Below are 20,868 nucleotides of genomic sequence, written 5' to 3' on the forward strand. Positions count from 1 at the left end.
TTGCTTCTGGCTCAAAATTCAGCGGGCATGTAGTCGTTGATTTCCATGCCGACACAGATTTCCTTCACTTCCGGGGTCGTCCAGCTCATGGGGAGCTCCTTGCTTTTCGATTTGGGGAGAGCGCTCGAACGAGCGCCACTTCATTCTAGTCAAAGGTCGCGATTGGCCCAATGATTTTATTAGCAAGTAAACGATCCTACCCTTCGGCGCCTGCCGTATCCGCCGTGCGATAACGCCCGACATAGTCGAACAGTTTCTCTTCGACCCGCCAATGGCGGCCGCTCTTGCGGCCGATGACGAAATCCGGCGCGCGCAGACGCCCCGCTTCGGCAGCCGCTTCCTCGGCCGAACCGGGCCGCCAGCCGCTACCCGGCGCGCGCAGATGCTGGCGCAGAAAGACGCGGGCGAAAACATGCTGCTGTGCCGGCGTCTCCAGCCCGAACCATTCGTTCAGCGTCTCGCCATCCTCGTCGTGGTAGGTCACCTTGAGCCTCGGGACGCCGCGCCCGTTGGTAGTCGCCTCGAGCTGCATGCCGCTGACCCGAAGTACCTTGGCATGACGCAACTTGAGCGCATCGCGCAATTTGTCGTCCGGATCGACCAGACGTTCGCCGCAATGGCCGCAGGCTCGCGCGGCGATATCGTTCTCGCCACCGCACTGCTCGCACACCTTGAAGCGGAAGCGGAACGTGCATTGATGTCGACTCTCCACGGCGCCCGACCCCGCGCCGGCATCAGATTCACCTGCCAGGTTTGACCTTTCGCTTTGCGCGTGGCTTTGGGCGCGTATAGAGAGCGCGGGGCTTTGGCCGCGTGTGAAAAGAAGCCCCTGGCAGCGCCGGCCGTGATGTTCGATCACGAAGTCGCCGTCGCGCTTGCCCCAGAAGGTGTTGGCGAAACCGCACTCCGGGCATTCGACCTGCACCGGCTCGCTCTCGCCGTCCGGCCGCGCCTGGGCGATCTCCGGCGCGTAGAGCTCCCAAGGGTTGCCGGCATAATCGAGAATCAGGCAGTCGCGCTTGCCAGGCGAAAGCCGCAAGCCCCGGCCGACGATCTGCTGATAGAGCCCCACCGATTCGGTCGGGCGCAGAATGGCGATCACGTCCACGTGCGGCGCATCGAAGCCGGTCGTCAAGACCGCCACGTTGACCAGGTACTTGAGCTCGCGCGCCTTGAACGCCGCGATCAATCGCTCCCGCTCCGGCCCCGGCGTCGCACCGGTCACCAGCGCGCTATCCTCCGGCGGCAACAGCCCCAGCACCTCCTCGGCGTGGGCGACGGTGGCGGCGAAGATCATCACGCCCTCGCGGTCCCGGGCACGCTCGATCACGTCATGAATGATCTGTGGCGTGGCCCGATTGCCTCGAACGACCCCGTCGAGATCGCGCTCGGCGAACTGGCCGTTGCGCTGTGGCGTCAGTCGCGAGAAATCGTAGAAGGCCAAGGCTCCATCGATCCGCCTGGGCTCGGCGAGATAGCCTTGACGCACCATCACCCGCAGCGGCTGCTCGAACACGCAGTCGCGGAAGAAGGCATCCTCCGGCCCTTTCACCATGCCGTGGTAGTGGCGGTGATAGAGAAACCCTTCGCCGAGCCGATATGGCGTTGCCGTCAGGCCCAGCACCTTGAGGTTGGGTCGCACCTCGCGCAGCCGCGCAATCACCTTCTCGTAGGTGGAAGCGGTCCGTCGATCACCTTTCCCGGACACCGTGGCATGATGCTCGACCTTGCTGTCCCGAGTGAGCGAAACGCGATGACACTCGTCGATCACCAGCAGCGTGAAGTCGCCGGTGGCGAAGTCCGACAGCCCGTTGACCACCGACTGCACCGAGCCGAACACCACCTGCCGACCGCTCTCCTTGCGTCCCAGTCCGGCGCTGAAGATGTCCGCCTCGCGTCCGTAGGCCAGGTACTTGGCGTGATTCTGCTCGACCAGTTCGCGCACATGCGCCAGCACCAGCACCCGGCCACGGGCACGCCGCGCCAGCTCCGCGATGACCAGCGACTTGCCGCTGCCGGTGGGCAGCACCACCACGGCCGGATCGTCGCTGCCCCGGAAGTGGGCGATGACGTTGTCGACCGCCTGGGTCTGGTAAGGGCGAAGCTGGGGAAAGGCGTTGGCCGAGCGGGATCTGGACATGAGCGGCATGGTACTCAGGTCGAGCCATTCAGGGAATGGACAGATCACGGTCGTCTACGCCTTTAGTGGCATTGCTACAAATGATCGTTTCGATCAAATTGACAATCGTTTCGATCAATAGTGAATCATTCGCCACATATGGCGCACGGGAGTCCAGCTCATGAAACTGCTCGCCACGGTCCAGAAGGTTCCCGGGGGCCTGATGGTGGTTCCCCTCATTTTCGGTGCCGCACTCAATACGATAGACCAGCTCCATCTATCCTGGATCACCGCGATTCTGCAGTGGCTCGGTGCAGGACAGACCGATAGCGGCCAATACGAATTCCTGCGTATCGGGGGCTTCTCTCAGGAGTTGTTCAAGGATGGGGCATTGGTACTCATCGCGCTGTTCCTGTTCTGCTCCGGTAGCCAGATGAATCTGCGCGTAGGCGGCAAGGCGCTCAAGAAAGGCGCCCTGCTGGTTACCGCCAAATATCTGACCGGTCTGGCGGTTGGCGTGGGTCTGGGCCTGATGTTCGATCCGATCGACGGCCTGCTGGGTCTTTCGACGGTGGCGATCATCGCCGCCATGACCAATGGCAACGGTGGCATGTACGCGGCACTCACCAGCCAGTACGGCAACCGCTCCGATACCGGCGCGGTGGCGATTCTGTCGCTCAACGACGGGCCGTTCTTCACCCTCATGTCGCTAGGGCTGCTGGGCTCCCAGTTCCCGGTCATCGCCTTCATCGCCGTGCTGCTGCCGATTGCGCTGGGCATGCTGCTGGGCAACCTCGATCGCGACATTCGCGCCTTCCTCAAGCCCGGCGAGATCCTGCCGGTACCGTTCTTCGCCTTTGCCCTGGGCGCGAACATGAACCTGGCGGCGTTCTTCAACCCCGAGGTCGTGGGTGCCGGCCTGCTGCTGGGCGTCATGACGACCGTACTCACCGGTGGCGTCGGTATTCTGGTTTTCCGACTGTTCCGCGAACCCAGCGCCATCGCCCCGGTCTCCGAAGCGACCACAGCGGGCAACGCCGCCGGCACGCCGGCCGCCATTGCCGCAGCCGCCGCGGTCGCCGCCAACTCGGGCATGATGAGCGCGGCCGAAGCGCAGAGTTATCACGACCTGGTCAATATCGCGACGTCGCAGATCTCGATCGCCACGCTGACGACCGCCATCCTGGGGCCGATCGCCGTGATGCTGGTCGACCGCTGGCAGAAGAAACGCGGTATCGACGGCACCCGCGAGGACGAACCGCAGTCTCGTGTCGACGAGGATCTCGGTGTGGCACGCGACGGTTGAGCGACGTCGCTGCCGTATCGTGGCATGCTGAGACGCACGACATCATCCGGCGGCGCGCAAGCGCCGCCATCCTGGAGCCTTCATGAACATCTCTCTGCTCTACGGCAAGGGTGAGCTGGCACTCGACCTGCCGGACGACACTTTCGTCGTCGAACCCACGACGCAGCATGCGCTGGAGAATCCCGTGGCCGGCGTGCGCGAAGCGCTCTCTTTCCCGATCGGCACGCCGCCGCTCAAGGAAATGGTCAAGGCCAGCGATCGCGTCGCCATCGTGATCAGCGACATCACCCGGCCGACGCCCAACCATCTGCTGGTACCGCTGCTGATCGAAACGCTCGATCACGTGCCGCATGAAAACTTCGTGATCATCAACGGCACCGGTACCCACCGCGACCAGACGGTCGAGGAACTCCGCGGCATGCTGGGCGATTGGGTGGTGGATCATATCGAGATCATCAACAACCACTGCGACAACTACGATGAGCTGGTCAACGTGGGGGACAACAGCTTCGGCTGCCCTTCCTGGCTCAATCGACGCTGGGTCGAGGCCGACTTCCGTATCGTTACCGGCTTCATCGAACCGCACTTCTTCGCTGGCTTCTCCGGCGGGCCCAAAGGGGTGATGCCGGGCATCGCGGGTCTCGAGACGATCATGACGTTTCACAACTCCCGCATGATCGGCGATCCGCGCTCCACCTGGGGCAACATGGACGACAATCCGCTGCAGGCGATGACCCGCGAGATCAACGCACTGTGCCCGCCCCATTTCATGCTCAACGTCACGTTGAATCGCGACAAGGCGATCACTCGGGTGTTTGCCGGCGATCTCACCGAAGCCCATCGTCAGGGTTGCGAACACGAGCTGGAACACGCCATGGTACGCGCCAGCCAGCGCTTCGATGTCGTGATTACCGGCAATTCCGGCTACCCGCTCGACCAGAATCTCTACCAGGCGGTGAAAGGAATGAGCGCCGCGCACAAGATCGTCAAGCGTGGCGGCACCATCCTGATGGCCTGCGAGTGTTCCGATGGCATTCCCGATCACGGCAAGTTCGCCGAGATTCTCGCCATGGCAGACTCTCCCCAGGCACTGCTCGAAATGATCGAGGATCCGGAGTTCGCCATGCTCGATCAGTGGCAGGTGCAGAAGCAGGCAGTCATCCAGAGCTGGGCCGACGTGATGCTCTACTCGACGCTGAGCGACGCCCAGGCGCGCGCCGCGCTGTTGGAGCCCGTCCACGACATCGCCGAGACGCTGCAGGCGTTGAAGGCACGTTACGGCGAGGAGATGTCGATTGCCGTGATGCCGCTGGGGCCGCTGACAGTACCGTATGTCGATGACTGATCAGACCGACAATTGAATCAGGTCGATGACTGAACGACCGGTCGACGGACACACGATAGGAGGAACCAATGACCTCGATGGCTCGAACCGACCGGATCGACGCCTTGACCGTGGACGGGGCGCCGTCGTCGCGGCCGCCTGGCGTGCCGCTGACCGCCGACGTGGCCCAGGGCGCCGAACTCGACGCCAAGCTCGAGCGGCTGCGCAACGTGCTGCGCGACATGGGCGATGTCGTGGTGGCGTTCTCCGGAGGCGTCGACAGCACCTTTCTGCTCGCCATCGCGCTGGAGACGCTGGGCCGGGAACGCGTCCTCGCGGTCACCGCCGATTCGGAATCCTATCCGTTCGAGGAACTCGATGCCGCCCGCGAACTGGCACGGCGCCTGGAGGCGCCGCACCGGGTCATCGAGACCTCGGAGATCGCCATCCCCGGTTACGCCGAGAACGACGCCAACCGCTGCTACTACTGCAAGTCTGGCCTGTTCACTCATCTGGCGCCGATCATGGTCGACGCCGGATTCCACAATATCGTCTTCGGCCTGATCGCCGACGACGATGGCGAGCATCGCCCCGGCACCCAGGCCGCCCGCGAATACGGCGTGCGCGGCCCGCTGCACGAGGTCGGCCTCTACAAGGCCGAGATTCGCGAACTCTCCCAGGCCATGGGCCTGCCGACCTGGAACAAGCCTTCGCTGGCCTGCCTGTCGTCGAGGGTCGCCTACGGCGAGCGCATCACGCTGGAGAAGCTCGAGCGGATTGCCGAAGCCGAGCGCCGCGTCAGGGCCCTGAACATCGGTCAGCTCCGCGTGCGCCATCATGGCGAACTGGCGCGGATCGAAGTCGAGCCTCAGGACATGGCGACGGTGCTCGAACATCACGACCGACTGGTCGCGGAGCTCACGGCGCTGGGATATGCCTGGGTGACGCTGGATCTGGCCGGCTACCGCAGCGGCAGCATGAATCGCCTGCTGCCTTGAATTCGGCTCGACAGGATATGGCATGACCGAACGCCCTGACCGCCCCATTTCCGACCTGGGATTCGCCCGCGTCGATCACGATCGCGAAAACCGTAACGGCGTTCCCGAAGTCGTGTTCGGCGAGGGCAAACAGGCCGTCCAGATCAGCGCCATCGTCGGCCGCCTGATCGACCGGCACCAGCGAGCGCTGGTCACTCGTCTCGACGCCGAACGTGCCGAACGAGTGCTGCAAGACCATCCACACGGCCACTATGACCCGGCCAGCCGGCTGCTTTGCTGGGGCAACCCGCCGAAGCGCCTCCCCGGCACCGTGGCGGTGATCTGCGCCGGCACGTCCGACCTGCCCGTGGCCGAAGAAGCGGCGGGCACCCTTGAATGGTTGGGCGTCAACGTCGCCCGGCTCAACGACGTCGGCGTTGCCGGACTCGATCGACTGCTGGCGCATCGTGAAGCGCTGACCCGGGCCGACGTGCTGATCGTGATCGCCGGCATGGAAGGCGCGCTGCCCAGCGTGATCACCGGGCTGGTGCGCAATCCGGTGATCGCAGTGCCGACCTCGGTGGGCTACGGCGCGAGCCTGCAGGGCGTTACCGCCCTGCTCGGCATGCTCTCGGCATGCGCCACCGGCATGAGCGTGGTCAACATCGACAACGGCTTCGGCGCCGCCTGGCAGGCGGCCAACATTCTCTCGCTGCTCGAGCGGGGCCCCGATCCCCGCCCGGCCTGTTTCGAGGAACCGCGTCGCTCATGAAGACGCTCCATATCGACTGCACCTTCGGCATCGCCGGCGACATGCTGCTGGCGGCGCTAGTGGATCTCGGCGCCGATCTGGACGATGTCGCGGCCGCGCTGCGACGGCTGCCGATCGATCCTTTCGAACTCGACACCCGGCCGGTGGATCGCTGCGGTATCCACGCGCGGCTGCTCAGGATCGCACTCGAACCCGATGGTGACGCTCACGGCCATGGTCACGCTCACGGCCAAGGTCACGATCATGCTCACGATGCTTCGCACTCGCACGAACACGAACACGAACACGAACACGAACACGAACATCATGATCATCCCCACCGCCGTGCGGGAGAGATTCTGACGATGATCGCCGACGCCGATCTCCCTCCCCGGGTTCGCCGCCGGGCGACGGCGATTTTTACCGCAATCGCGGAAGCCGAGGGTCGAATCCACGGGATCGATCCGGCCGAGGTTCATCTGCACGAAGTGGGCGCGATGGATTCGATCATCGACATCCTCGGCGTCTGCTTCGCACTGGAAGCACTCGATATCGATACGATCACCGCGACCCCGGTGCCGGTGGGATACGGCGTGGTCACGATGGCACATGGCCGCTTCCCGATCCCCGCGCCGGCGACGCTGGAGCTGCTCAAGGGCGTGCCGCTGTCCACCTTCGAGGCCGATGTCGCAGGCGAGCTGACCACGCCCACCGGCGCCGCGTTTCTGGCGACGCTGGTCGAGTCGTTCCGCGCCGCGCCGGCAGGCACGCCGGTCGGGATCGGCTACGGTGCCGGCAACCGCGACTTTCCTCATCCCAACGTGCTGCGCGTCGTCTCGATGAAAACCGCGACAGTCTCCCCGGAGCGGGAGATCATCGCGGTGCTGGAGTGCCAGCTCGATGACGTCACCGGAGAGCAGCTGGGTCATCTGATGGGCGTACTGCTGGAAGCTCGGGCGCTGGACGTGTTCTACACCCCGGTCACGATGAAAAAGTCGCGCCCGGGAATCCTGATCACGGTACTGGCCCCCTGTCATGAAGCGGACCGCCTGGAGCAGCTAATGCTGCTTCACTCCTCGACGTTCGGCGTACGGCGCCAAGAGACCAGCCGACGGCGCCTCGAACGCCGGATCGAGCTCGTCGAAACCGAATGGGGCACGGTACGGGTGAAGATAGGCACGCTGAACGGCCAGGACATCCGTGTCGCGCCGGAATACGAGGATGTTCACCGGCTGGCGCTGGCGCACGACTGCAGCGTGGCCGACGTCCATTCCGGTGCTATCGCGGCCCACGCCATGCTGAAGACATCCTACCCGCCACAAAAATGATCGATTCACTCAGAAAAGTTTGCTTGCCGATCCATCGCGTACGGTTTTACCTCTAGTGGTGAATCGATTTTTCACAGACGCACCACTTTCGTCGACTTGCCTTTCATGATCGAAACGATCATTTTATAAGACAATATTCTATCGATTCGATCATAAATGACGATTAACACCTCCCCCGACGCTCATCCGCCTGAAAGGCGTCTGACATCTCTGCTGATTCTGGCCGACGATCTCACCGGCACCGCGGACTCCGCGATTGGCTGCACCACTCAGGGCCTGTCGACCGACGTCATGCTGTCCGCCACGACCGTTGGTCACAGCGACGCGACAGCCATCGATATGGACTCCCGGGCCTGCGATCCCGCCGAGGCCGCCCTGCGTCACCGTACCTGCCTGGATCAGTGGACAGGCCGTTACCAGTATCTGTTCAAGAAGGTCGACTCGACGCTACGCGGCAACGTTGCCGCCGAAATCGCGAGCCTGGTTCCCGGTGCCGGCATGGCGATCGTCGCACCGGCCTACCCGGCCACCGGAAGAACCACTCGCGATGGTCGCCAGTGGCTTTACGAGCGCCCCGTCGAAGAGACCGAAGTCTGGACCAACGAGGGCATTCGTGGCCGCGCGGATCTGGTCGAGATGCTGGAGGGCGCCGAGCTGAAAACACGCCGACTCGACCTGCCGACGCTCTATGAAGCGGATGCCGTGGTATCGGAAACGTTGCGTCAGTATCAGCAGGACGGCGTCCAGGCCGTCGTTTGCGACGCGCTGACCGATGTCGATCTGCAGCGTCTGGCAACGCTGTCTGCACCGCTCGATAACGTATTCTGGGTCGGTTCGGCCGGGCTGGGGCTGGCACTGCCGGCGGCGCTGGGGCTCGTCGGTACGCCGGCCACGAACCGTCTCTCGCGGGAACCACGTCGGCGTCCGACGATGATCGTGATCGGCAGCATGAGCGGCATTTCGCATGCGCAGGCCGACGCGCTGATCGACAGCAACCCGAGTCTCGAGGTGATCGAGATCGATGCCGCCGATCTCGTTGGCGAGGCACGTGACGACTCGCTCTCGCCCGCTCTGGCATCGGTCACCCGACGCATTCAGCAAACGCTGCAAGCCGGGGACGACATCATGGTTCGCCTGGCCCAGCCCGACGATCGCAACGCCGCGGACGGTCCCAGGCTCAGCGTCCGGCTTGGCGAGATACTCGCGCCGCATCTGGACGCGTTCGATCGCCTGATCGCCACCGGAGGCGCTACCGCCAGGGCGCTACTGACCGCGGCGGACATTACCCGGCTAGGTCTCGTCGATGCGCCCGATACCGGGATGGCGCGACTTCAGGCCGGGTATCGCGGCCGAACGCTGGAAGTCATCACCAAGGCGGGCGGCTTTGGCGACACCGCCGCCTTCGCCCGAATTTGGCACGACGCAAAAGCCGCTACCCATTTTCAGGATTCAGCAGAGGATACGAGCATGACCGACCGTCCCATCATCGGCATCACCATGGGCGACGCTGCCGGCGTCGGCCCCGAGATCATCGTCAAGGCGCTCGCCCAGGACACGGTCCACGACGCGTGCCGCCCGCTGGTCATCGGCGATGCCGGGCGCCTGCGTCAGGCCATGGAGATCGTCGGATCCACGCTTCAGCTGCATGTCGTCGAGACTCCCGCGCAGGCGCGGTTCGAGCGCGGCACGCTCGAGTGCATCGATCTCGGCCTGATCCCCGCCGACCTGCCCTGGGGCAAGGTCTCTCCGATCGCGGGCGATGCCGCCTATCAGTACATCGCCAGGACCGTGGAGTTGATCGAAGCCGGCGAGCTCGATGCGATCTGCACCGCCCCGCTAAACAAGGAAGCCCTGCATGCCGGTGGCCACATCTTCCCGGGCCATACCGAACTGCTGGCGCACCTGACCGGCACCGAGGAAGTCTCGATGATGCTGGTGACACCGAAGATGAAGGTGATCCACGTCACCACCCACATCGGCATCATCGATGCCATTGCGCGCATCGAGCCGGGGCTGGTCACGCGTACCATCGAGCGAGCCCATGAAACGCTGGTACGCGCCGGCCAGACGAATCCGCGCATCGCGGTGTGCGGCATCAATCCCCACGCAGGGGAGAACGGTCTGTTCGGCTATGGTGAAGAGGAAGAAAAGATCGTGCCGGCCATCGAGGCACTGCACCAGCGCGGCTGGGATGTCGAGGGCCCGCTCCCCGCCGACACGCTTTTCTTCCGTGCCGGTCGTGGCGACTTCGACTGCGTGGTGGCAATGTATCATGATCAGGGCCACGGCCCGGTCAAGGTGATGGGCCTCGAAGCCGGCGTCAACGTCACCGTTGGCCTGCCTGTCGTGCGCACGTCAGTGGATCACGGAACCGCCTTCGATATCGCCGGCAAGGGCATTGCCGACGATCGCAGCCTGATCGAGGCGCTTCGACAGGCCGTCGAACTGGCGAGCCGTCACGACGCCAACGCCTGAGGCACGTCTCGATCGTCAACGATCCATCGATACCAGGAGAGACATATGCCGGTCATCGGTTTCGCAGGACTCGGACTCATGGGCGCCGGCATGGCCGGCAACATACTCAAGGCGGGTTATCCGCTCAAGGTACTGGCGCATCGTAATCGCCAACCCATCGACGACCTGGTTGCCAAGGGTGCCGAGGAAGCGGCCAACGCGGCCACTCTGGGCGCCGAATGCGATATCGTCTTTCTCTGCGTGACCGGCGCGCCTCAGGTCGAATCGCTGATCGATGGCGAGCACGGCATCCGCGCCGGCGCCAGGCAGGCAAGACGCGACAACCTCGTCATCGTCGACTGCTCGACGTCCGAACCGACGCTGACGCGCAAGCTCGCCGAGTCACTGGCACAGGATCACATCACGTTGATCGACGCCCCGCTCGGCGGCATACCGGCCCAGGCCGAGAGCGGCGAACTCCAGGCAATGATCGGCTCCGACGAGGCCACGCTCGAGCGAGTGCGCCCGGTCATCGAAACCTGGGCTGCCAGGATCATGCATGTGGGCCCGGCGGGCGCCGGCCATACCATGAAGCTGCTCAACAACTTCCTGGCCATGGGTTACGGCGCGATCTTCGCCGAAGCGCTGACCATCGGTGCCAAGGCCGGCATCACGCCGCAGACGTTCGATAGCGTCATTCGCGGCTCGCGCATGGATAGCGGCTTCTATCGGACCTTCTTCCAGTACGTGCTGGAACGCGACCGTGACGCGCATCGCTTCACCCTGGCGAATGCCCATAAGGACACGCGTTACCTGGCCTCGCTGGCCGAGGCAATGAACGTCGAAGCCGGTGTCGCCAGGGCCGTGCGCGACCTCTACGCCAGCGCCGAATCCCAGGGTGACGGCGAGAAGTACGTTCCCGAGCTCTCCGATATCGTCGCGGCGCGTCATCAGCTGTCTCTGGGCGATTGATCCATCGATGGATCAGCGATCGGCGGCCGTGAGCCCCATACAATGGCACAATAGGCGCCGAGGATAGCCAAGAGACGAAGCTCGAACCCGCCCAGGCGGGTTCGTTCGATTGTGGAGGATTACATGAAAGTCGCCAAACGCCGCCACGACATGCTGGAAGCCGTCCACGCCGGCATTACCAGTATCGAGGCGTTGTGCCGCCACTTCGGCATTTCCGAGGCGACCGCTCGTCGCGATCTCGGCGCGCTCTCCCAGCAAGGGCTGCTGGTTCGCACCTACGGTGGCGCGGCCACGACCATCGGCCAGCGCGAGCCGGAGTTGACGCTGGAGCAACGCCGCATGCGCCAGGGCGACGTCAAGGCACGCCTTGCGGCTTGCGCACTGGCCTGCATCGAGGATGGCGATACGCTGCTCCTCGATGGCGGCACCACGACGTCGGCACTGGCCGCCCGGCTCAATGAAAAGCACGGCCTTCACGTGATCACCAACAACATGGCGGCGCTGCCCTGGCTCACGCAGTTGCCGGAGGGGCACACCACCGTGCTGGGCGGTGATCTGCGCACCTCCAGCATGACCGCCTACGGCCCGCTGGCCCACGCGTCGCTTTCACGCCTGACGGTCGACAGGCTGTTCCTCAGCGCCGACGGCGTCACCGAACTGGGGCTCTGCGAAGCGAGCCCGGAACAGGCGTGGCTGAAGGAAGCGATGATCGCGCGGGCGGCGGCGGTCTATGTCATGGCCGACGCCACCAAGCTGGGCCACGCGAGCCAGCAGCACTGGACGCCGTTCCCTCATCAGTGGACGTTGATCACCGATGCCACCGACGAACGCCTAGACACCTTTCGGGCGCTCGGCGCCGCCGTCCTCAATCCGGAGATGGCGACGGCCCCCTGATTCATCATCAGTATCATGCAACGGGCTTGCCGCCGTACAACGAGGGCCACTGACGGTACAATAGAGGGCACCGGCGCCTTGTCGCCGCAACTCGACTTCGGAGCGCCTTCATGCAGTCTGACATCTCACACGAAGCTCCCACCCCGCTCGAACGCTACGTCGAACAGCTGCGCGCCATGGAGATCGACATCGAGGCCATGGACGCCCAGGCGGCGCGCATTCGCCAGGACAATCTCGAGTTCGTGCTGGTCGTCGCCACCGACGAGCCGGCGTTTTTCCAGTTGATGCTGCCCGGCGTGTGGCAGGCTGCCGCCGCCACCAATCGCACGCTACTGCTGGAAACCGCCAACGACGTGATGAATACATTGAAGGCGGCCAAACTGGTGGTGCACAACGAGGCCGTGCACGTCAGCGTCGAACAATTCGTCGAAGGGCCCGACCAGGGCGTCGCGCTGATTCCCGGATTGCTGGAACTCATCAAGAGCGCCGTGGCCGAATTCCAGGAACGTCTCGGCATGGGCGAGGCGCCGCGCGTACACTGATGCTTCGGCCGGCGTGTCGGCGACGGCGCGCTTGCCATTACCCCGCTCAATTTCGATAAGGAGATCACCATGGCCGAATCCACCCACTTCGTGGTCATTGCCGAATTCCGGATCAAGCCGGGCCAGGTGCCGGCCTTCCTCGCACTGGCCCACAACGATGCCAGCGAGTCCTTGAGCAACGAGGAAGGCTGCCTGGCGTTCGACGTGTTGACACCGGAAGGCAGCGAAGACATCGTCGTTCTGCACGAGGTCTATCGCGATCGGGCCGCCTTCGAACATCACATGCAGATGCCGCACTACCCGCCCTTCAAGGAAGGTACCGCCCCGCTGCTCGATGGCGAGCCTTCGGTTCGCTTCTTTTACACGGCAATCCGACCAACCTGAGGTCGAGATAGCCCACCGCATTCGACCTTTGTCCAACGGCATCCGCTGGTTCACGACCGGATCACCGGGCTAGACTCGGCGATCTTCTTCCCCGGATGCCGTTTTCATGTCAGTCGCTGTCTCCCCCGTCGTCTTCGGCCCCACGCCGCTATCCCTCGAATCCGTCATTGCTCTGGCCGAGCGTCGCGCCGAGTCGGCACTCGATGCCGATCCGCAGTGGCGCGCCAGGATCGATCGAGGCGCGGCGGTCGTCGATGGCCTGCTCGACCGCGAGGGGCAGATCTACGGCATCACCACCGGTTACGGCGATTCATGGGTCACCGCCATTCCGCTCTCCCAGGTCGAGGCGCTGCCGCGCCAGCTGTATACGTTCCATGGCTGTGGGCTGGGTCGGTTTCTCGAACCCGAGGCGGCACGCGCAGTACTCGTCGCTCGCCTGCAGTCGCTGTGCCAGGGTGTTTCCGGCGTGCGCTTCACGTTGCTCGAGCGTCTTCACGCCTGTCTGCAGGAAGATCTGCTGCCGCGCATTCCCGAAGAGGGCTCGGTCGGCGCCAGCGGCGACCTGACGCCGCTCTCCTACGTGGCGGCCATGCTGTGCGGCGAACGCGAAGTGCTCTGGCGCGGCGAAGTGCGAACGGCGGCCGAAGCGCATGCCGAGCTGGGCTGGGAACCGCTGACGTTACGTCCCAAGGAAGCGCTGGCATTGATGAACGGCACTGCAGTCATGACCGCGCTGGCGTGCCAGGTCTTCGGCCGCGCCGAATATCTGCTGAAGCTCGCCACCCGCATCACCGCGCTCAACGTGGCCGCCCTGCGCGGCAACCCCAACCATTTCGAGGCGAGACTGTTCGCGGCCAAACCGCACCCTGGTCAGTCCCGTGTCGCCGCCTGGCTGAGAGCCGATCTGGAACTGGAGAATCTGCCGCCACGACAGCGCCTGCAGGATCGCTATTCGCTGCGTTGCGCCCCGCACGTGCTGGGCGTGCTGGCGGACAGCCTCGGCTGGCTGCGCGGCTTCATCGAGACCGAGCTCAACAGCGCCAACGACAACCCCCTGATCGACCCGGAGGCCGGTGACGTCATGCACGGCGGTCATTTCTACGGCGGGCATATCGCCTTCGCCATGGATAGCCTGAAGACGCTGACCGCCAACGTCGCCGACCTGCTCGACCGCCAGTTGGCGCTGCTGGTCGACACCCGCTACAACCATGGCCTGCCGAGCAACCTCTCCGGTGCGCCGGCCGAACGCACGATGATCAATCACGGTTTCAAGGCGGTCCAGATCGGCGCCTCCGCCTGGGCTGCCGAAGCGCTCAAGGGCACCATGCCCGCCAGCGTTTTCTCCCGTTCCACCGAGTGCCACAACCAGGACAAGGTGAGCATGGGCACCATCGCCGCCCGCGACGCCCTGCGCGTGCTCGAACTCACCGAACAGGTCACCGCCGCCGCGCTGCTCGCCGGGCTGCAGGGCGTTCACCTGCGCGGCGATCCTCTGCCCGCCCCGTTGGATGCTATGGTCGCGACACTGCGCGAGGATTTCGCCCCGGTAGTCGAAGATCGCGCGCTGGATGGCGAGCTCAGGCTCTGTCTCGAGCGGATTCGGGCGCGACACTGGGCGCTTTATGGATAAGCGTTTCAGCATCATTTCTTGATGATAGCGATGAGGCTGGGCGAATCGGTGATGGTGAAGGTCTCCACCCCAATGACGCCTATTCAGGACGATGCCGAACGATGAGCATCCAAACCGGGGCGCGCGACATGGATGTCGCGCGAGGCGCGTTGGGACAGGGCAGAAAATTGCTCCTGCATTTTCTGCACTTCCGCCATCCATGGCGGTCGGATGTCCCTAGGCGCCGACCCGAGTTTGGTGCTCAGACGTTCGGGACTTCATCGTTCTGTGGCGTCAAAAAGGGGAGCGCGAGGGGCTTGCCCCTCGTAATAACGTGCATAAGGGCAGTAAAAGCGCCATCAGTCGTAACCTCGCCAAGATAGAGCCAACCGCCCAGCCAGGCGCCCATAAAAAAACCGGCTTGCTCAAGGTATAGAACCCACGGCAAACCGGTTTTCGTCGTCACACCACGACGTGGCGCTGGCGTCAATCCCTTAGATCAACCAACCCAGACGCGGGCATTGCGGAACATCCGCATCCATGCGCCGTCCTGCGTCCACTCCGGCGGACGCCAGGAGTTGGTCACCGCGCGGGCAACGCGCTCCGGGTGCGGCATCATGATGGTGACGCGACCATTCGGCGTGGTCAGTCCGGTAATCCCTGCCGGCGAGCCGTTGGGGTTGGCCGGATAGCGCGTGGTGACCTGGCCTTCGTTGTCGATGTAGCGCATCGCGATCTGGCCGCTGGTCTGCATGCTGCGCAGGTGGCCGCTATCCTCGAACAACGCCTGACCTTCGCCATGGGCGACGGCGATCGGCAGGGTCGATCCGGCCATGCCGGCGAGCAGAATCGACGGGCTCTCCTCGACCTGGACCATCGACACGCGGGCCTCGAACTGTTCGGAGCCGTTGCGCACGAAACGCGGCCAGCGCTCGGCGCCGGGGATCAGTTCCTTGAGCTGAGAGAACATCTGGCAGCCGTTGCAGACGCCGAGGCCGAAGGTGTCTTCACGTTCGAAGAAGGCCGCGAACTGATCGCGAGCGCGACCGTTGAAGAGCGCCGACTTGGCCCAGCCGCCGCCGGCACCGAGCACGTCGCCGTAGGAGAAGCCGCCGCAGCCGACCAAGCCTTTCATGTCGTCGAGGGTGACACGACCGGCGAGGATGTCGCTCATGTGCACGTCAACCGCCTCGAAGCCGGCATGGTCGAAGGCCGCCGCCATTTCCATATGGCCATTGACGCCCTGCTCGCGCAGGATAGCCACGCGCGGGCGCACACCGGTCTGGACTCTGCTTTTCTGAATCAGAGGCGCAGCGATGTCGTCGTCGACATCGAAGGTCGGACTGGCCGACAGCCCCGGATCGCGCAGGTTGAGCAGGCCGTCGAACTCGCTCTTGGCGGCCTCGGGGTTGTCGCGCAGCGCCTGCATCCGGTAGCTGGTCTCGGACCAGGTACGCTGGGTCATGGCGCGGGTGGTTTCCAGCAGCGGCTCTTCGAACAGCGTCACGCGGACCTGATCGTCGTAACGCGGCCGGGCGATGACGCCACAGGTTTCGAGCCCGGCGGCGGCGAACTGCGCCAGCACGAACTCGGTGTCCTGACGGTTGACCTGAATGACCGCGCCCAGCTCCTCGGCGAACAGCGCATCGACCGCGCCGACGGCGTCGTCGGTCAGCCAGTCGAGCTTAATCTCGAGCCCGCCACGGCCGGCGAAGGCCATCTCCAGCAGCGTCACGATCAGGCCGCCGTCACTGCGGTCGTGATAGGCGAGCAGCTTGCCGTCGGCGTTGAGTCCCTGAATGACGCTGAAAAACGCCGCCAGATCCTCGGCTTCGTCCAGGTCCGGGCATACGTTGCCGACCTGACCATAGACCTGAGCCAGCGCCGAGCCACCGAGACGGTTCTGGCCGCGACCGAGATCGATCAGGATCAGATCGCTCTCGTCCTGGTCGAGACGCAGCTGCGGCGTCAGCGTGCGCAGGGCATCGGTGACCGGGGCGAAGCCGGTGATGTTCAGCGTCAGCGGCGCGGTGATGCTCTTCTCGCCCTCTTCCGTCTGCCACGCGGTGCGCATGGACATCGAATCCTTGCCCACCGGCACGGCAATGCCCAGCGCCGGACAGAGTTCCATGCCGACGGCGTGAACGGCATCGAACAGCGCCTGGTTCTCGCCGACATGATCGGCAGCGCTCATCCAGTTGGCGGAGAGTTTGATGTCGGAGAGCTTTTCGATCGGTGCCGCCGCCAGGTTGGTGATCGCCTCGGCCACGGCCAGGCGCGCGCTGGCCGCCGGATCGATCAGCGCGACCGGCGGGCGCTCGCCCATCGCCATCGCCTCGCCGACGTGAGTGTCGTAGCTCGAGGTGGTCACCGCGCAGTCCGCCACCGGCACCTGCCAGGGGCCGACCATCTGGTCGCGAGCGACCATGCCGGTAATCGAACGGTCGCCGATGGTGATCAAAAAGCTCTTGGACGCCACCGTGGGCAGCCGCAGCACGCGGTCCAGCGCTTCGCGCAGGTCGAGGTTGTCGAGCCCCAGACCCGGCAGGTTGAGCGTGTGGCGCTCGAAACTGCGCTGCATCTTGGGCGGCTTGCCGAACAGCACGCTCATCGGCAGATCGACGGGATCGGCCTCGAAATGGCCGTCGCGCACGGCGAGATGGTGCGCTTCGGTCGCTTCGCCGACCACGGCGTAGGGGCAGCGTTCGCGGGCACACAGCGCATCGAAGGTGTCGAGCTGTTCCGGCGTGACCGCCAGCACGTAACGCTCCTGCGCTTCGTTGCACCAGATTTCCAGCGGGCTCATGCCCGGTTCGACGTTGGGCACCGCGCGCAGATCGAACAGGCCGCCGCGCCCGCCGTCCTTGACCAGCTCCGGCAAGGCATTGGAGAGGCCGCCGGCACCCACGTCATGGATGAAGGCGATGGGGTTATCGTCACCAAGGGCCCAGCAGCGGTCGATCACTTCCTGGGCCCGGCGTTCGATTTCCGGGTTATCGCGCTGCACCGAGGCGAAATCGAGATCTTCGCTGGAGGTACCGGAGGCCATCGACGACGCGGCGCCGCCGCCGAGACCGATCAACATCGCCGGGCCGCCCATCACGATCAGCTTGGCGCCGACCGGAATCTCGCCCTTGAGCACGTGGCCGTCACGGACGTTGCCGTAGCCGCCGGCCAGCATCACCGGCTTGTGGTAACCCCGGCGCTCGATGCCGCCGGCACCCACCGCGTCGAGTTCGAAGGTGCGGAAGAAGCCGTTGAGGTTGGGCCGGCCGAATTCGTTATTGAATGCCGCGCCGCCGATCGGCCCTTCGAGCATGATGTCGAGCGCCGACTGGATCCGCTCCGGCTTGCCGTAGTCGAAGGCTTCCCACGGCTGGACGAACTCGGGGATGCGCAGGTTGGAAACGGTGAAGCCGGTGAGTCCCGCCTTGGGCTTGCCACCGCGCCCCGTCGCACCTTCGTCGCGAATCTCGCCGCCAGCGCCGGTGGCCGCGCCCGGATGCGGAGCGATCGCAGTCGGATGGTTGTGGGTTTCCACCTTCATCAGGATGTGGATCGGTTCCCGGGTTGCGCCATAGACCTGGCTGTCCGGCGCGGGGAAGAACCGCCCGGCCGTCGGCCCTTCGATGATCGCCGCGTTGTCGCTGTAGGCCGAGAGCACCTTGTCGCTGGACTGCTCGAAGGTGTTCTTGATCATCTTGAACAGCGAGTGGGTCTGGGATTCGCCGTCGATCACCCAATCGGCGTTGAAGATCTTGTGGCGGCAGTGTTCGGAGTTGGCCTGGGCAAACATCATCAGCTCGACGTCGGTCGGGTTGCGCCCCAGCGCCCGGAAGGCCTCGACCAGATAGTCGATCTCGTCGTCGGCGAGTGCCAGTCCCAGCTCGGCGTTGGCGCTGGCCAGCGCCGGCCGGCCACCGTCAAGCACGTCCACCGTCGCCAGCGGCGTCGGCTGGTGGTGCGAGAACAGCTTGGCCGCGTCGCTCGAGTCGAACAGCACGGTCTCGACCATGCGGTCATGCAGGCGCGAGACCATGACGTCGTAGGCTTCGGGGGCCGGCGCGCTCTTCAGCGTCACGCGGTAGGCGATACCCCGCTCGATGCGCGCGACCTGATCCAGCCCGCAGTTGTGGGCGATATCCGTGGCCTTGGAGGACCAGGGCGAGATCGTGCCGATGCGGGGGACGACCAGAAACAGATGGCCACCGGCGGGCGTATTCTGGTCGGCGTCACGACTTTCAGGGTTTTGGATTCCATAGTCCAGCAGCCGATCCAGCACTTGGCGAGCCTCGTCATCGAGCTCGTCATGGTGATCGACGAAGTGGACGTAATGCGCGTCGAGAGACTCGACTTCGGGAACGACAGCGCGAAGATCGGCGAGCAGTTTGGCGTGACGGAATGCAGATAGCGCGGAAGCGCCTTGCAATTCGAGCATGGCGTGGAAAGCCTCCAGGACGGTCGAGGATCGCGTTGGTCTTCAGCGAGACGGGGCAGCGATGCCGGGATCAGGGCGACATGATACTGGAAAGCGGCGGCGCTCGCTAAGTCAACACGCGGGTCTCGGTCGCGAGCCATCTATCTGGCGGGGAAGATACCGCCACGATCGACGCGTGATGCCCGCGTTTCGGGGTGCGTGGCGCAATCTCGAATAGATGACAGAGAGACGGCGGCCGGCTATGGTGTCCCGTCACGCTGTCACCGATCCCCTTGCATGTCCAAGCTCCTCACACGTCTGCGACTCGCGCTGACAGTGCTGCTGACGCTGGCGACGCTTCTCTGCCCCGCTCAGTTTGCGCTGCGCTACAGTGACGGTCTCGATCCGATTCGCAAGCGCGATTTCCTGCAGGTCGCGACTCGCAACGGCCCCATCACCTTCTATAACGGTGGACATGGGCCGACCGGATTCGAATACGAACTGGTGAGACGCTTCGCGCAATCGCTCGACGTCAGTCTGGCGGTCGACAGCAATATCCGTATCGACGATGTCCTCGACGACGTGCGCAGCGGCAAGGCGGACATGGGCGCCGCCGCCCTGTCTCTGGATCTGAGCCGACCGGGCATTCGCTACAGCAAGCCGATCCTGACGTTGCAGCCGCTGGTGGTCTATCGCCGCGGCCTGCCGCCGGTGCGTACGCTGGACGATCTCGTGGGGCTGCGTATCGGCGTCATCGCCAACTCCGGCAACGCCGAGGCGCTGCACACGCAGCAGCAGAACCTGCCAGGGCTCGGCTGGCGCGAAGCGGACGGGCTGACCATCGCCGACCTGATGGAGATGGTCGAGCGCGACGACCTCGATGCCGCCGTCGTCTATACCCACCAGTTCAAGCTCAATCGCCTGTTCTTCCCCAACGTCGAGCGCGGCTTTGCGCTAGGCAAACCCATGAGCCTGGCCTGGGCCTTTTCGGCAGATCAGCCGATCGACCTTCTCAGCGCCGCCAACGACTTTCTCCAGACACAGCGGCGCAATGGCGGGCTGGACGAGCTCATCGGACGGTACTTCGGCCATGACGATTACCTCGAGTACGTCGCCGCACGGCTTTTCATCCATCACATCGGCACCCGCCTGCCGAGTTTTCTCCCCTACTTCAAGGAGGCCGCGCGCGAGACCGGTTTCGATTGGCGCCTGCTGGCGGCGCTGGGGTTCCAGGAGTCGCACTGGGAAGCCGACGCCGAGTCACCGACCGGCGTTCGCGGTCTGATGATGCTGACACGCCCCACCGCCAAGGAGATCGGCATCGACGATCGACTCGATCCTCGCCAGAGCGTCGACGGTGGCGCGCGATACCTGCTTCAGGTCAAGCAGCGCCTCGGCGAAGACATCCCCGAGCCGGACCGTACCTGGATGGCCCTGGCCGCCTACAACGTCGGGCTCGGACACCTGTTCGATGCCCAGGATATCGCCCGTCTGCGCGGTGGCGATCCCAACCGCTGGGCCGACGTTCGCGAAGCGCTGCCGCTGCTGCAGGATCGCGAATGGTATTCTCGGGTACACCACGGTTATGCTCGTGGCGGGGAACCGGTAATTTACGTGCGTAACATTCGCCGTTATTACGAAATATTGAAGTACGTCAATCGCAGCCAGCAGCAGTTCAACCTGCTAGGGGAACGCGCACTCGAGGGGGAAACGACGCCTCTGGAAACCGTCGCTCCTCTGTTGTGATCGGTTGTTCTAGTCTGCTGCCATGGGATTATCGTTGAGCTGTCA

15 protein-coding genes are annotated in these 20,868 nt (G+C 64.5%); 12 read left to right on the forward strand and 3 right to left on the reverse strand.

Annotation, left to right across the window (positions count from 1 at the left end; translation table 11 throughout):
* Nucleotides 1-11: 11 nt before the first annotated feature.
* A complete protein-coding gene (gene pqqA, locus CCD76_RS20640; protein WP_075569317.1) occupies nt 12-89 on the reverse strand; it encodes a pyrroloquinoline quinone precursor peptide PqqA in 78 nt (25 codons plus the stop codon).
* A gap of 107 nt (nt 90-196) precedes the next feature.
* Nucleotides 197-2,149: a DEAD/DEAH box helicase family protein gene (locus CCD76_RS08510; protein ID WP_373419411.1), complete on the reverse strand. Its 1,953-nt coding sequence runs from the start codon at nt 2,147-2,149 to the stop codon at nt 197-199.
* A 151-nt stretch (nt 2,150-2,300) separates the two neighbouring features.
* Between CCD76_RS08510 and CCD76_RS08515 the strand changes: the two genes are divergently transcribed.
* The 11 genes from CCD76_RS08515 to CCD76_RS08565 all read left to right on the forward strand — a co-directional run bounded on the left by CCD76_RS08515 (nt 2,301) and on the right by CCD76_RS08565 (nt 14,681).
* Nucleotides 2,301-3,425, forward strand: a complete 1,125-nt coding sequence (locus tag CCD76_RS08515) for a 2-keto-3-deoxygluconate permease (protein WP_087719092.1) — start codon at nt 2,301-2,303, stop codon at nt 3,423-3,425.
* 82 nt (nt 3,426-3,507) lie between these two features.
* A complete protein-coding gene (gene larA / locus CCD76_RS08520; protein ID WP_087719093.1) occupies nt 3,508-4,770 on the forward strand; it encodes a nickel-dependent lactate racemase in 1,263 nt (420 codons plus the stop codon).
* Between the two features lie 68 nt (nt 4,771-4,838).
* Complete coding sequence (larE, locus tag CCD76_RS08525) at nt 4,839-5,747, forward strand: ATP-dependent sacrificial sulfur transferase LarE (RefSeq protein WP_218776998.1); 909 nt, start codon at nt 4,839-4,841, stop codon at nt 5,745-5,747.
* Nucleotides 5,748-5,769: 22 nt separating this feature from the next.
* A complete protein-coding gene (gene larB / locus CCD76_RS08530) occupies nt 5,770-6,498 on the forward strand; it encodes a nickel pincer cofactor biosynthesis protein LarB (RefSeq protein ID WP_087719094.1) in 729 nt (242 codons plus the stop codon).
* A complete protein-coding gene (gene larC, locus CCD76_RS08535; RefSeq protein WP_179208883.1) occupies nt 6,495-7,805 on the forward strand; it encodes a nickel pincer cofactor biosynthesis protein LarC in 1,311 nt (436 codons plus the stop codon). The genes larB and larC overlap by 4 nt, the downstream gene beginning before the upstream one ends.
* A gap of 156 nt (nt 7,806-7,961) precedes the next feature.
* Complete coding sequence (pdxA, locus tag CCD76_RS08540; protein ID WP_087719096.1) at nt 7,962-10,280, forward strand: 4-hydroxythreonine-4-phosphate dehydrogenase PdxA; 2,319 nt, start codon at nt 7,962-7,964, stop codon at nt 10,278-10,280.
* A 45-nt stretch (nt 10,281-10,325) separates the two neighbouring features.
* A complete protein-coding gene (locus tag CCD76_RS08545; RefSeq protein ID WP_087719097.1) occupies nt 10,326-11,231 on the forward strand; it encodes an NAD(P)-dependent oxidoreductase in 906 nt (301 codons plus the stop codon).
* A 123-nt stretch (nt 11,232-11,354) separates the two neighbouring features.
* The gene (locus CCD76_RS08550) at nt 11,355-12,125 is read left to right on the forward strand and encodes a DeoR/GlpR family DNA-binding transcription regulator (protein ID WP_087719098.1); all 771 of its coding nucleotides are present in this window, start codon (nt 11,355-11,357) and stop codon (nt 12,123-12,125) included.
* 110 nt (nt 12,126-12,235) lie between these two features.
* Nucleotides 12,236-12,667, forward strand: a complete 432-nt coding sequence (locus CCD76_RS08555) for a hypothetical protein (RefSeq protein ID WP_087719099.1) — start codon at nt 12,236-12,238, stop codon at nt 12,665-12,667.
* Between the two features lie 69 nt (nt 12,668-12,736).
* Nucleotides 12,737-13,051 carry a putative quinol monooxygenase gene (locus tag CCD76_RS08560; RefSeq protein ID WP_087719100.1) on the forward strand — a complete coding sequence of 105 codons (315 nt, stop codon included), beginning with the start codon at nt 12,737-12,739 and terminating at the stop codon, nt 13,049-13,051.
* Nucleotides 13,052-13,157: 106 nt separating this feature from the next.
* Nucleotides 13,158-14,681, forward strand: coding sequence for an HAL/PAL/TAL family ammonia-lyase (locus CCD76_RS08565; RefSeq protein WP_087719101.1), 1,524 nt, complete (start codon nt 13,158-13,160; stop codon nt 14,679-14,681).
* 478 nt (nt 14,682-15,159) lie between these two features.
* Here CCD76_RS08565 and purL read toward each other — a convergent pair whose 3' ends face one another.
* Complete coding sequence (purL, locus tag CCD76_RS08575; protein WP_087719103.1) at nt 15,160-19,098, reverse strand: phosphoribosylformylglycinamidine synthase; 3,939 nt, start codon at nt 19,096-19,098, stop codon at nt 15,160-15,162.
* 276 nt (nt 19,099-19,374) lie between these two features.
* Between purL and mltF the strand changes: the two genes are divergently transcribed.
* Nucleotides 19,375-20,823 (forward strand): membrane-bound lytic murein transglycosylase MltF, encoded by a 1,449-nt coding sequence (mltF, locus tag CCD76_RS08580; RefSeq protein WP_087719104.1) that lies wholly within the window; start codon nt 19,375-19,377, stop codon nt 20,821-20,823.
* Nucleotides 20,824-20,868 lie beyond the last annotated feature (45 nt).

The sequence above is a fragment of the Salinicola salarius genome (assembly GCF_002179555.1).
GTDB lineage: Bacteria > Pseudomonadota > Gammaproteobacteria > Pseudomonadales > Halomonadaceae > Salinicola > Salinicola salarius_A.

Bases quoted from the DNA above. Each gene is read 5' to 3' on its own strand.
- larE (WP_218776998.1), top strand. From the start codon at position 4,839: ATGACCTCGATGGCTCGAACCGACCGGATCGACGCCTTGACCGTGGAC.
- larC (WP_179208883.1), top strand. From the start codon at position 6,495: ATGAAGACGCTCCATATCGACTGCACCTTCGGCATCGCCGGCGACATG.
- mltF (WP_087719104.1), top strand. From the start codon at position 19,375: ATGTCCAAGCTCCTCACACGTCTGCGACTCGCGCTGACAGTGCTGCTG.
- CCD76_RS08515 (WP_087719092.1), top strand. From the start codon at position 2,301: ATGAAACTGCTCGCCACGGTCCAGAAGGTTCCCGGGGGCCTGATGGTG.
- CCD76_RS08555 (WP_087719099.1), top strand. From the start codon at position 12,236: ATGCAGTCTGACATCTCACACGAAGCTCCCACCCCGCTCGAACGCTAC.
- CCD76_RS08545 (WP_087719097.1), top strand. From the start codon at position 10,326: ATGCCGGTCATCGGTTTCGCAGGACTCGGACTCATGGGCGCCGGCATG.
- pqqA (WP_075569317.1), bottom strand. From the start codon at position 89: ATGAGCTGGACGACCCCGGAAGTGAAGGAAATCTGTGTCGGCATGGAA.
- larB (WP_087719094.1), top strand. From the start codon at position 5,770: ATGACCGAACGCCCTGACCGCCCCATTTCCGACCTGGGATTCGCCCGC.
- purL (WP_087719103.1), bottom strand. From the start codon at position 19,098: ATGCTCGAATTGCAAGGCGCTTCCGCGCTATCTGCATTCCGTCACGCC.
- CCD76_RS08560 (WP_087719100.1), top strand. From the start codon at position 12,737: ATGGCCGAATCCACCCACTTCGTGGTCATTGCCGAATTCCGGATCAAG.
- pdxA (WP_087719096.1), top strand. From the start codon at position 7,962: ATGACGATTAACACCTCCCCCGACGCTCATCCGCCTGAAAGGCGTCTG.
- CCD76_RS08550 (WP_087719098.1), top strand. From the start codon at position 11,355: ATGAAAGTCGCCAAACGCCGCCACGACATGCTGGAAGCCGTCCACGCC.
- CCD76_RS08510 (WP_373419411.1), bottom strand. From the start codon at position 2,149: ATGCCGCTCATGTCCAGATCCCGCTCGGCCAACGCCTTTCCCCAGCTT.
- CCD76_RS08565 (WP_087719101.1), top strand. From the start codon at position 13,158: ATGTCAGTCGCTGTCTCCCCCGTCGTCTTCGGCCCCACGCCGCTATCC.
- larA (WP_087719093.1), top strand. From the start codon at position 3,508: ATGAACATCTCTCTGCTCTACGGCAAGGGTGAGCTGGCACTCGACCTG.